General features: G+C 44.3%; 13 protein-coding genes. 1 reads left to right on the top strand and 12 read right to left on the bottom strand.

Annotated elements, in window-relative coordinates; translation table 11 throughout:
* Positions 1–117 precede the first annotated feature (117 nt).
* The 10 genes from VMW01_01445 to VMW01_01400 all read right to left on the bottom strand — a co-directional run bounded on the left by VMW01_01445 (position 118) and on the right by VMW01_01400 (position 6,434).
* On the bottom strand, positions 118–1,476 hold the full coding sequence (locus tag VMW01_01445; protein HUW04899.1) for an FAD-dependent oxidoreductase: 1,359 nt from the start codon (positions 1,474–1,476) through the stop codon (positions 118–120).
* A gap of 48 nt (positions 1,477–1,524) precedes the next feature.
* Positions 1,525–2,328, bottom strand: a complete 804-nt coding sequence (locus VMW01_01440) for an Mrp/NBP35 family ATP-binding protein (GenBank protein ID HUW04898.1) — start codon at positions 2,326–2,328, stop codon at positions 1,525–1,527.
* Positions 2,329–2,425: 97 nt separating this feature from the next.
* On the bottom strand, positions 2,426–3,301 hold the full coding sequence (locus tag VMW01_01435) for an ATP-binding protein (protein ID HUW04897.1): 876 nt from the start codon (positions 3,299–3,301) through the stop codon (positions 2,426–2,428).
* The gene (locus VMW01_01430) at positions 3,276–4,172 is read right to left on the bottom strand and encodes an ATP-binding protein (GenBank protein ID HUW04896.1); all 897 of its coding nucleotides are present in this window, start codon (positions 4,170–4,172) and stop codon (positions 3,276–3,278) included. The genes VMW01_01435 and VMW01_01430 overlap by 26 nt, the downstream gene beginning before the upstream one ends.
* Positions 4,165–4,608 (bottom strand): CGGC domain-containing protein, encoded by a 444-nt coding sequence (locus VMW01_01425; protein HUW04895.1) that lies wholly within the window; start codon positions 4,606–4,608, stop codon positions 4,165–4,167. The genes VMW01_01430 and VMW01_01425 overlap by 8 nt, the downstream gene beginning before the upstream one ends.
* Before the next feature lie 12 nt (positions 4,609–4,620).
* Positions 4,621–4,980, bottom strand: a complete 360-nt coding sequence (locus VMW01_01420; GenBank protein HUW04894.1) for a NifB/NifX family molybdenum-iron cluster-binding protein — start codon at positions 4,978–4,980, stop codon at positions 4,621–4,623.
* A 79-nt stretch (positions 4,981–5,059) separates the two neighbouring features.
* Positions 5,060–5,299, bottom strand: a complete 240-nt coding sequence (locus VMW01_01415; protein ID HUW04893.1) for a DUF5320 domain-containing protein — start codon at positions 5,297–5,299, stop codon at positions 5,060–5,062.
* A 24-nt stretch (positions 5,300–5,323) separates the two neighbouring features.
* On the bottom strand, positions 5,324–5,506 hold the full coding sequence (locus VMW01_01410; protein HUW04892.1) for a DUF5320 family protein: 183 nt from the start codon (positions 5,504–5,506) through the stop codon (positions 5,324–5,326).
* 2 nt (positions 5,507–5,508) lie between these two features.
* The gene (locus VMW01_01405; GenBank protein ID HUW04891.1) at positions 5,509–5,835 is read right to left on the bottom strand and encodes a NifB/NifX family molybdenum-iron cluster-binding protein; all 327 of its coding nucleotides are present in this window, start codon (positions 5,833–5,835) and stop codon (positions 5,509–5,511) included.
* Between the two features lie 50 nt (positions 5,836–5,885).
* Complete coding sequence (locus tag VMW01_01400) at positions 5,886–6,434, bottom strand: DUF134 domain-containing protein (protein HUW04890.1); 549 nt, start codon at positions 6,432–6,434, stop codon at positions 5,886–5,888.
* A gap of 424 nt (positions 6,435–6,858) precedes the next feature.
* Between VMW01_01400 and VMW01_01395 the strand changes: the two genes are divergently transcribed.
* On the top strand, positions 6,859–7,824 hold the full coding sequence (locus VMW01_01395; protein HUW04889.1) for a ketoacyl-ACP synthase III: 966 nt from the start codon (positions 6,859–6,861) through the stop codon (positions 7,822–7,824).
* A 137-nt stretch (positions 7,825–7,961) separates the two neighbouring features.
* On the opposite strand, the gene VMW01_01390 is transcribed toward VMW01_01395, so the two are convergent.
* The gene (locus VMW01_01390) at positions 7,962–9,296 is read right to left on the bottom strand and encodes a TolC family protein (GenBank protein HUW04888.1); all 1,335 of its coding nucleotides are present in this window, start codon (positions 9,294–9,296) and stop codon (positions 7,962–7,964) included.
* Between the two features lie 47 nt (positions 9,297–9,343).
* Complete coding sequence (locus VMW01_01385; protein HUW04887.1) at positions 9,344–10,996, bottom strand: DHA2 family efflux MFS transporter permease subunit; 1,653 nt, start codon at positions 10,994–10,996, stop codon at positions 9,344–9,346.

Below are 10,996 nucleotides of genomic sequence, written 5' to 3'. Positions count from 1 at the left end.
AATTAATTTTCGAAGCAGAGCTTCGAGGAATTAGACCTAACGAGATTAAAACTCCTGCATCCTTATAAAAGAGCAGGAGTTCAAAAACTACCTCAACATATAAATAGGAAGGAATCTTTACTTACCATTCCTTATTTTTACTGCAATAATCTCAGCAGCCTTAATCAGCGGATATCCAGCTGGTGAAGCGGTAAGGCAGGGGTGTGTTCCTATTTGAGAGGTGAGCAACGAATTAATTGTCATTCTGTTCTCAATGGCTAAACCAATTACGTTGGTCAGCTCGCCTGCACTCAATCCACCAATGACCTCACCACCAATAATAACACCCGAATGACGAGCAGCAATGAGCTTCACCATTTGCTTATGGGCATCGGGCAGATTTCCCGGATGGCGGTCCATACCCTCAAAAAATCCGGTAACAGCCTCAATTCCCTCTTCCTTGGCTCTAGCCTCGGTGATTCCTGCAGTTCCAAACCCGGTTTCACCTATAGCGGTAGAGTAAATTGCAATTGTTCCGCTAAAAGTCTTTACCACATGTAGCCCAAAAAGATTCATACCAGCGATGCGGGCCTCAGCACAAGCGGTGGAGGCAAGCATTGTGCTAACCCTACTGCGAGTGACAAAATCACGCTTTTGAGCGCAATCGCCAATGGCAAAAATGTTAGAGCTATGAGTACGCATATACTCATCAACTGCAATAAAGCCATCCTCATCAATGGTTATACCCGAATTTTTAGCCAGCGTGGTATTGGGACGGTAACCCATGGATAAGATTACGGCATCGGCGTTGTAGCGTTCGCCATTCTCCAAGACTACTGCTTCTACGTCAGTATTACCCACAATCTCATTTACACCATGACCGGTTAGAATTTTTATTCCACGACTAGTTAGCAGCTCATCAATTTTGGAAGAAAGTTCAATATCGAAGGCCATGCTGAGAATATTTTCCTGCTTCTCCACCAAGGTGACGTCGAACCCAGCCTTTTTCAGCTCATCCGAAAACTCCACACCAATAAACCCTGCTCCAATAACAACTATCTTCTTCTTCCCAATAAGCATACTTTTCATCTCGTCCAGGTATACTTTGTCCTTTGGAATGGTAAAGACATTTTCCTTTTCAGCTCCCTTAAGCCATTTTGGCTTTACGGGTGTTGAACCAGTGGCAATAACCAGTTTATCGTAGCCAATTACCTCGCCACTTGCCAGCGTTACGGTTTTTGCCTCCTTGTCGATGGAAATTACCTCATCAACCAAAGAAACAATACCGCTTTTGCCTAGTGCTGCATCTACCGGCATTATGTTCTGCTGGCTACTTTCGAGTGTTCCAAAGATGTATGGAATTCCACATGGTACCATAACATCCTTTTGCTTCTTAACAAGAAGAAAACTTTTTTCGGGCCAAGATGATTTCCCCGAAACGGCTGCCACCATGCCGGCAGCACTCCCACCAATTATTAATACGTCTGTATTTCTCATTGTTTTGCTTATGTTAAGTAACTATTGTTAAAGATTAGATACCATATACTAGGCCTCCACCGCTGTCATTACCTGCTCCGCAATTTGCTCAAAAACAGCCACCGCCTGTTGGTTGGATTGAGAAAAAACGCTGAACCCCTTTTCCGCAGCCAGCCCAACCTCCATAACAAGAGGAATTTGTCCAAGCAACGAAACCCCAAGTTCAGAAGCTAGAATCTGTCCACCCCCTTCGCCAAAAACAAAGTAACGCTCTTCGGGATGCTGCGTTGGAGTAAACCACGACATGTTCTCAACCACTCCAAGAATAGGAACCTTGAGGTCGGGGTTGGAAAACATTGAAGCAGCTTTTCGGGCGTCATTCAGCGCGATTTCCTGCGGTGTGGTAACAATTATTGCACCACGTAATGCCAACTTTTGGACCAGTGAAAGCTGAATATCACCAGTACCAGGAGGAAAATCAATAACTAGGTAATCAAGGTCATTCCATTGCGTATTTTCACAAAGTTGAGTAATGGCATTGGCTGCCATTGGTCCGCGCCAAATCAGGGATTGACTCTTTCCGACAAAAAAACCTATGGAGATCATCTTTACGCCATACTTTTCCACCGGAAACATCACCTCCTTGTCACCCATCACCGTAACCTCTGGTACCACCTGCTCCATTCCAAACATACGGGGAACTGATGGACCGTAAATGTCAGCATCCACAAGTCCAACTTTAACCCCATTTCTTGCAAGAGCAATGGCTAGATTGACCGAAACGGTGGACTTTCCAACGCCTCCCTTACCTGAAGCAACAACGATAATGTTTTTTACCCCTGGCAATGAAATTTTTTCAAAATGTTGACTCATAATTTGATATTTTACATAATCTGTTACTGTTTAAGTGGCCACCGCTATACCTTTTAAAACCAGCCAAATACTCTGGTTTTAAAATATATTGGTTAGCCTACTTTGCTACTTCCTGCTTCACAATATTGTTCCAAACCTCCCTCAACATTATGCTGATTTCGGCATCGGGATAGCGCTCAACCACGCTTTGATGATTAACCATTGCCTCAACCACCCTTTTATCGAAGGGTAACTTTCCAGAAACAGTAATGCCCCTTTGGCTGCACCACTCCTCAATATGCTGTGACACGCCAGAGTTGATATCGCACTTGTTGATTATTACCTCGGGCAGCAGGTTAAACTTCTCAGCAATTTCAACAGCACGCTTAAGGTCATGCTCTCCCGAAACGGTTGGCTCGGTAACAATCACAACCTTGTCCACACCGGTTATTGTGGAGATAACCGGACAGCCAACTCCGGGAGGGCCATCCACCACGATTGTTTGTATACTATGTTTCGACGCCACCTCCCTAGCTTTATCGCGAACCATGTTTACCAGCTTACCCGAATTCTCCTCACCTGGAGCCAGTCGACCATATACCATTCGTCCGTTGCGAAAGAGGCCAGAATACATGCGGCTTTTATCGCTTGGCACCATTGTAATTGCCTTCGAAAGACAGATTCTAGAGCACAAAAAGCAGCCGTCGCAAGAGGTTTCGGAGATGGTAACCCGGCCATTTTGTATGGAGATTGCACCAAAACGACAGTAGCTCATACACAAGCCGCATCCGGTGCAAAGACCATAATCAATTACAGCCTTATGCCCGCCAATGTATGTTTGCTCTTCCTCGTTTGTTGGATTAAAAATAAGGTATTGGTTGGCAGCATCCACGTCACAATCGGCCAACACAACGCTTCCGCCCATAGTCGCAAAAGCAGCAGTAATGCTGGATTTTCCAGTTCCACCCTTACCGCTTATTACCGCTACTTCCATGTTTTCTAATAATTTTTGTGACCACATTATTGAGCTGCATACCAATGTTGGGCATGGTATTAACAATAAGTTCCCCTCTAGAATAGACCTCGGCGATATGAGCATCGTAAGGAATCTCCAAAAGAAGTTCAATCTTCTCCTCTTTAAGATAGGTGTAAATGTCTCTATTGCCCAGTCCGGCACGATTTACAATTACGCCAAAGGGTTTTCCAATCTCCTTGAGAGTGTTCACGCTCTGCTTTAAATCGCTTAGCCCAAAAGGCGTGGGTTCTGTAACAAGCACCACATAGTCGGCAGCAGAAGCCGTTTGTACAAAGGGACAGGAAGTTCCTGGAGGAGAATCTAGTATGGCAAGATCTGCCTCGGCTGGAATATTGGCAATAGCTGCCTTAATGAGCGAAACAGGTGACATGACACCCACCGCCATGTTTGCCTCTATAATTTGGTAACCTTCATCGGTAGTATAACTTGCAACTTCGCCAAGCGAAACCGGCTTTTCGCTAATGGCATTTGCCTTACACGCAACACTGCAGGCACCGCAGCCATGGCACAAGTCATCAATCACCTGAATTACCTTGGCTGGTGGAAGGATAAAAATGGCATTGTAGCTGCACCAGTCATGACAGCGTCCACAAAATGTGCAAGCTTTGGTATCGATAACCGGAACCAACTGTTTAACAACCTGTCGGGCAACCTCCTTTGCTTGAAAGAAAGCAACAGAATTGGGTGCTTCGGCATCACAATCAACCAATACTACATTGCTACCATATTGCTGCAGCGATCGAAACATATTGGTGGAAACAAAAGTCTTCCCTGTTCCACCCTTCCCACTTGCAATGGCAATTTTTAGCTGGGTAGTGCGCTCAGTCATAGGTCAACCTCAGCTGCTCATTTGTTAGGGTCTGATCAAGAACACCTTTCTGAACAAGGTTCTTCCAGGTATTTAGCACACCGTGAGTAGCGAAGTATTTCTGAGGAATTGGATGCGTGCCAAATACAACCTCCATTCCATACTTTTCGACAATAAAATCACGGAAATACTCCATATACGGACAAGGAGGATAGCCCACAATGAACCCAGTAGCAAAGTGAATGTGCGTAACCCCATTCTTCTTCATCTCCTCGGGAGCATATTCAATATTTCCGCCAGGACATCCGCCACAGGTGGTAAAAGCGCCAATTTCAACCTCCTGTCCCTTATAGCGAGCAAATGCTCCTTCGCGATTATGCACAGCACGGAAGCACTTTCCACCGGCACAGGTACGATACCTATCGCAAATAATTATTCCAATCTTAACCTTTTCCATAATGCAGGAAAATTAGTGATTGTGATGATCGTGGTCGTGGTTACAGTAGTTGGCATTCAAACTTAGACTACCAGCCAAAAAATCGGTAACCAGCGCCTTGGCCGCTTTCACTGGAGCACCAACAAAAACATCAATTCCCTGCTGATTAAAGAGCGAAATGGCTTGCTGTCCCATTCCTCCGGCTACCACAATAGAAGCACCCTGCTCTGCAACCCAACGAGGATAAAGACCCGGCTGATGTTCCGGTGGAGTGATTCTTGTTTCAGTCAAAATTTTATCGTTTTCCACGGTAACAAAAGCAAACTGCTGGCAATGGCCAAAGTGCTCACTCAGAACCTCTCCGGCTAGAGGTATGGCTATTATCTTTTTCATCCCAAAGTTATTTAAGTGTTTGTTAATCAAGACTAAAATGCGTTAAAAATGGTATTCTAGAAAGAGTGCTACAGGGGCATTAATGCTGCCCTTGTCTACGACGTCCTTGACCTTGACCTGCGCCTCTTCCCATTCCTCTTCCACCTCTACGCATGCCAAATCCTTCGCTGGCTGGCGTTTCTGAATTATTATTGGCATCCGAAACTTCAACCGTTGGGATGTCATTATTTCTACCGGCACCAAAATTGGTGCAGCGCCCCCTCTTATGTCCAGTCATGGAGCCTTGCCCCACTGGACCAGTTTGATCAAATCGTGGCATAATATATCAAGTTAAATGGTTAAACTATTCCTTTTCACTCCTACGACGCTTGCCCTTTCCTTCACCGCCACCAGCATTTCTCCGCTTGGCTTGGCCACGACCTAATTTAGCAAGCATTTCATCGGTTGAGTGTTGAGCACAATCACCCAACCCCCTACCTGTTTTTTCCCCATTGCCCTGCGGACCTGTTTTGCTAAGATGTGGCATACCTATACCTCCTTATGATTTAACATTTCGATGATGTCTTGAATAGTTTTGTCAGCCTCCTTCAACACAATTAGCTGCATTTGCAGGCTATCGAGTAAGGGTTTTATCTTAATGCCAAATTCTCCCGACACAATTTTACTCACCCCTTTGGATGCAACCAGCTGCACAGCGGCAGGACCTGCCCCCTCCTGTGAATCACGAGCAGGATTAGGAATCACTTCAAACCCCTTCGATTCAAGGTTGTAGATTACGAAAAAAGAACATCGACCGAATCGCTTATCCAGAGTGCTATCGAGGCTATTACCACTACTTGTTATTGCAACCTTCATATGTCGTATTTTTAAGATTTATGTTACTTTCGAAAATTAAAACCCTGCTATCAATTCTTTCGTCGCATGGGTGAGCCACACATTGGGCAAGTTTCATTTTTACAAGGCTGGCCATGACGGTGGGGTTTCTGGAATCCACATTTTGAGCATACACATAGTTCCTTAACAGAAGCGGCCAAGTCCACATCGCTCGGTATAACATCACAAACTTCAACATGTGAACTTCCACACAATGGGCAACTTGCTACTGGCTCGGACTTCTGCGGATGGTTAAACCAGCAGCCACAGCCGTTACACTTATGCCATTCGCTATCGAAATAAACTTTTCCACCCTCAAAAACTATGGGTCTACCAAGAACGAATGCCAGAGCCACTTTCCTTCTAGCACTCTCGTATATACGAGTAAATGTGGGCCGCGAAACACCCATGACTACTGAAGCTTGAGCCTGCCCAAGTAGCTCATAATCGGAAAGCCTTATTGCCTCGTACTCCTCAAATGGAATAAGGACCGGCAATGCATCTCCTTCAACGCCAACAGGGTGAAAACCTGTGTAGTGTGGAGGATTTACAATTCGACGTAATCGTTTTTGACGAGGCATATAAATTAATCTTTTGTTCGATACAAATATAGTGAACATATGTTCGTATTACTAATTTTTGGAAGGAAATAAATAAATATTTCATCTTAAAGAAGCAATTAATATCCACTATGTTTCAATTCGATACACACTGCCATCCTATCTGAACAATTATCATCATAAACGTTATCTATTTGTTTATATATATGTTACATGCATTGCAAAATAATTTTAAACAAAGAATATTTTCTGTTTCTATCAATTAATAAGTGTTTAAAGGAAAATGCAAAATATTTTGAAGCTAATAACCAGTATTATGGTAACAGTTTTAAACATATTTATCATACTATTATGTAATATCCTTATATATCAACGATTTTGATCCTGAAAAACTAAAGCTATATTTGAGCCGATTTTTACAGTAGAAACTAAAAACTCACAAAATATGAATCCGAGGATTTCGGCTGTATCGGCTTTTGCTCCAAAAAAAGTAGTAACAAATCATGATTTCGAAAAACAGATAGATACCACTGACGAGTGGATAAAAACGCGCACTGGCATAAGTGAGCGGCATTATGCAGCTGAAACGGAGTTCACCACCGACCTTTGCGTTGAAGCGGCTTTGCGAATGGTTACCGAGGAGAAGGTAAGCATTGACGATACAGACTTCATCATAGTTGCCACTATTACTCCAGACCAGATATTCCCGAGTGTAGCAAGCCAAGTTGCCAATAGACTTGGGTTAAATAGCGTTGGTGCCATGGATATATCTGCTGCATGTGCAGGTTGGGTTTATGGGCTCATTATGGCCCAAAGCCTTGTTGCATCAGGCATGTATAAGAAGATACTGGTGTTTGGAGGCGAAACTCTTACAAAGATTACCGACTTCACCGACCGAACTACCTGCATACTCTTTGGCGATGCTGCGGGTGTAGCCATAATTGAAAATGGTGCTGCAGGAAAAATGTATAGAGGGCTTACCGGCACAAGTGGCGAAGGTGGGAAGGACCTATATATGACCCACCTATCTGATGTGGTCAATGGCGTTAAGGTTATCGATAGCCATAAAATAGTGCAGAATGGAAAAGCCGTTTTTAAGTGGGCTGTGCAAACTGTGAGTGATAAAATTGGCGAGCTGCTGAGGCAAAACAACCTTACAGTGGAAGACATCGACTGGTTTATTCCTCACAGCGCCAACATGCGCATTATTGAATCCATTACCCAAAGCGTTGGTCTACCCATGAGCAAAACGCTCGAAAGCATACAGCTCTATGGTAACACCTCATCTGCCTCCATTCCACTTGCCATTTATGAGGGCTTGAAGAGTGGTAAGTTGAAAAAAGGTCACAAAATACTCCTTTTCGGCTTTGGTGGCGGGCTCACCTATGCTGGAACAATACTAGAACTATAACCGCAAAACCCTAAACCTAATACCTAAACCTTAATTTGCTTACCTAGCCGTCGACTGTATGTCGGCGGTTTTTTCATTTAAGAGGTTGAACTTGGTCTATTATGGAGCCAAAAAAACCGGGTCAAACCCGGTTTCTCCTATTTTGCAATTGCGTTTCCAAGTGAAATAGAAAGCTGTATAGCATTGAGTTGGTATTGAACCTGCGCTTTCAACAAACCAAGTTTACTCTCCGAAACAGCCGTTTCCGCATCGAGCAGGTCAAGGTTAGTTAGTGCACCAGCGGTATAGCTTACTTTGGCCAATGAAAATGCCTCCTCGGCCTGCCCAACCTGAAGTCGGCTCTGTTCAAGTTTTTTAAGCGAGGCTTCAAGATTGGCCTCATTCTGTCTCACCTCTGCAGAGATACTTCTTACAGTAAGCTCATAGTCCTGCTTAAGCTCATTTACCTGAGAGGAAGCGATAGCCTTATTGTACCGTGTCCTATTGGCATCAAACAGTGGGATGCTGATACCTATACCTGCAACATAGTTTGCCTTTACTGTCCCGAGATAGGGTACATAACCGTTCTTACCTCCAGCAGAAGCAAATGCATCTACTTTAGGACTATTTGTTGCTGCCACCATTTTCAATCGAAGGCTACCCTGATCAATCGCCTCCTTGGCAATGGCTGCCTCAATACGATGATCGACCGCAAATCCCACGAGTGAGTCCACATTCATGGAGATATCTACAACAGGAAGTTTTTCACCTACAACCATATAGTGATTGATGTAATTCCCCATGAGAATATTTAATGCCGACTGTCTATCCAACCGCATCGACTCAAGATCAACCTGCTGGTTCTTCACCACCGAAAGCCTTACCTGCGTGCTAAGCAGCTCGTATTGTGTAGCTGAACCAGTCTGCTGCTTTTTCCGAATAAAGCTGATGTGCTCTTCCAGGTTAGCAATCTCTTCCGCCTTTATTTGAATAGCTTTTTGAAGATATACAAGCATAAAGTAAGCATTAGCCGTCTGCAGTGAGAGACCCTGTTTTACCTGAGTAAGCCGCCCCTCTGCCACAACACTCCCAGCCTTTTCTGCCGCAACACTTTTTGCCGTTTTACCAAAATCATAAAGTGTTTGGTGATAGTTTAACGAAGCCGCAAAGTTATCGGCAGGGTTCATCTTAAATGTACCCAAGCTAGGAATGCTAAACTCGGTAACAGGCCCCAATCGGGTGTAGCTAGCATCAATGTCAAAGGAAGGCAGATAGGCCGTTTTTGCCAAATCAACCTTACTCTGCGCAATGCTTACCTCATCTGCTGCCTTCATCAACGAAGGATGGCTCTCCATAACAGTCTGCAACACCTTCTCAAACGACAATGTGTCCCGGCTACTGATATCGTTCACTTTAACTCCCTCCTGCCCAAACAATAGGGTGGGCAATGCAGAGAGAAGGGAAACTGCTATTTTAAATTTCGTCTGTATCATGAATTATCAAATTTGTATCATACAAAAAGATACCACTTATATTAATATCATCCCTTATCTGCCTCCATTGAGGCTGCACGTCGTTCCGCTTCAGCGAGTTTCTGTTTTTTCTTGCGCGAGTGTAGAAAAAATACTGGCACTCCACCTATCAATGTAATAATACCAGCAAGCAAGAAATCGTCGTTGATTCCCTCAATAAATGCTTGTTTATTGAGGTGTGCCGAGACAACATAGCTGCTTTGTTGGGCTGCAACAGCTGAACTACTACCAACATTCTCCTTCATATACCCGTTCAAATGATGAACAACCTCTTGGTAAACCGGCGAAGTGGTATTTACCGAAGAAGAGAAAATTTGAGAGTGATAATCGACCCTAGTAGTCAGAACCGTTGCAAGAATGGCAACTCCAAAGCTACCGCCCAGCTGGCGAATAACGTTGAATAGTCCAGAGGCCTGAGCCATCTTCTCCCGAGGGATTTCTATCAGAGCTATTGCACTCAATGGCGTAAACATCACCCCCATGGCAAAACCTCGAAGGTAAAGTGCAAGCATGATATAGCTATGTTCGGTGAGGTACGAAAGTTTGCTATTCAAAAAGAAGCTGATTGCAAGCACCACCACTCCTACTGTTATTGGAATTTTTGCATTAGTTCTATCTCCAAATAGGCCTGCCAGCGGCGCCATTGCTCCTTGAATTATGCCCACGGGCAAAAAAACTGCACCGGCCTGAATGGCCGTGTAACCTAGTGAGTTCTGGAGATAGAGAGGCAATAGAAAAGTGCTCCCAAACATTCCTATTCCAAAAATGAACATAATCAGGTTTGCATAGGCAAAGTTATTATTGGCGAGTAGCCGAAGGTCAATTAATGGCTCCTTTATCGTAAGTTCTGTGGTGAGAAATACTGCAAGTGCAACTAGTGCAATGGCAAAGCAAACCCAAATATAGGTGGCCGACCAGCCTGCAGAATTTGTTTGCGCATTCCCCTCCGAAAGTGCATAGAGAAGAAAAGGAAGGAAAATGCTCACCGAGAAAAATCCCACGGCATCGAACGAGCGAATTTTTACATTTTTATATTCGCGCTGAATAATAATGGTGGCAACCAAACCAAATATCCCAATTGGGACATTGACATCAAAAATAAGCTGCCAGTTGAAGTTATCAACCAGATAGCCTCCAATTAGGGGACCAAACGAAACGGAAGCTGCTGCTGCAATTGACCAAAAACCTAAGGCAATTCCTCGTTCCTCCGGCTTAAACTCGCGGGTAATAATTGCCATACCCACCGGCATAATGGAGCCAGCCCCCAACCCTTGAATCACTCTTGACAGAATGAGCATATTTTCGTTGGACGACATCCCACATAAAAAAGAGCCAAGGGTAAATGCAAACATGCCCCAGAAATACATCTTCTTGTAGCCAAACTTATCGGCAAGCCAACCCGAGGTTGGTAGCATAACTGCCAATGCCAGCATATAGGCAGTAAGAACCCACTCAATCTTATCAATTCCAACACCAAACGAGGCCATTAGTTTTGGCAAACCAACGTTCACAATGGTAGCATCGAGCACCGCCATAAAGGTGCCAATCATTACGTTAGCCAGCAACCACCATCTGTATGACCCACTTTGGGGATGAAACGACGAACTACGGCGACGTATAAATCGTCTGATACGGTGCGACGCTGTTAATCTTTTCCGCAT

The sequence above is a fragment of the Williamwhitmania sp. genome (genome assembly GCA_035529935.1).
Taxonomy (GTDB): domain Bacteria; phylum Bacteroidota; class Bacteroidia; order Bacteroidales; family Williamwhitmaniaceae; genus Williamwhitmania.
This window is presented reverse-complemented; position numbering and strand designations above follow the sequence as displayed.

Bases quoted from the DNA above. Each gene is read 5' to 3' on its own strand.
- VMW01_01420 (HUW04894.1), bottom strand. From the start codon at position 4,980: ATGAAAAAGATAATAGCCATACCTCTAGCCGGAGAGGTTCTGAGTGAG.
- VMW01_01390 (HUW04888.1), bottom strand. From the start codon at position 9,296: ATGATACAGACGAAATTTAAAATAGCAGTTTCCCTTCTCTCTGCATTG.
- VMW01_01425 (HUW04895.1), bottom strand. From the start codon at position 4,608: ATGGAAAAGGTTAAGATTGGAATAATTATTTGCGATAGGTATCGTACC.
- VMW01_01440 (HUW04898.1), bottom strand. From the start codon at position 2,328: ATGAGTCAACATTTTGAAAAAATTTCATTGCCAGGGGTAAAAAACATT.
- VMW01_01410 (HUW04892.1), bottom strand. From the start codon at position 5,506: ATGCCACATCTTAGCAAAACAGGTCCGCAGGGCAATGGGGAAAAAACA.
- VMW01_01445 (HUW04899.1), bottom strand. From the start codon at position 1,476: ATGAGAAATACAGACGTATTAATAATTGGTGGGAGTGCTGCCGGCATG.
- VMW01_01385 (HUW04887.1), bottom strand. From the start codon at position 10,996: ATGCGGAAAAGATTAACAGCGTCGCACCGTATCAGACGATTTATACGT.
- VMW01_01415 (HUW04893.1), bottom strand. From the start codon at position 5,299: ATGCCACGATTTGATCAAACTGGTCCAGTGGGGCAAGGCTCCATGACT.
- VMW01_01430 (HUW04896.1), bottom strand. From the start codon at position 4,172: ATGACTGAGCGCACTACCCAGCTAAAAATTGCCATTGCAAGTGGGAAG.
- VMW01_01405 (HUW04891.1), bottom strand. From the start codon at position 5,835: ATGAAGGTTGCAATAACAAGTAGTGGTAATAGCCTCGATAGCACTCTG.
- VMW01_01435 (HUW04897.1), bottom strand. From the start codon at position 3,301: ATGGAAGTAGCGGTAATAAGCGGTAAGGGTGGAACTGGAAAATCCAGC.
- VMW01_01395 (HUW04889.1), top strand. From the start codon at position 6,859: ATGAATCCGAGGATTTCGGCTGTATCGGCTTTTGCTCCAAAAAAAGTA.
- VMW01_01400 (HUW04890.1), bottom strand. From the start codon at position 6,434: ATGCCTCGTCAAAAACGATTACGTCGAATTGTAAATCCTCCACACTAC.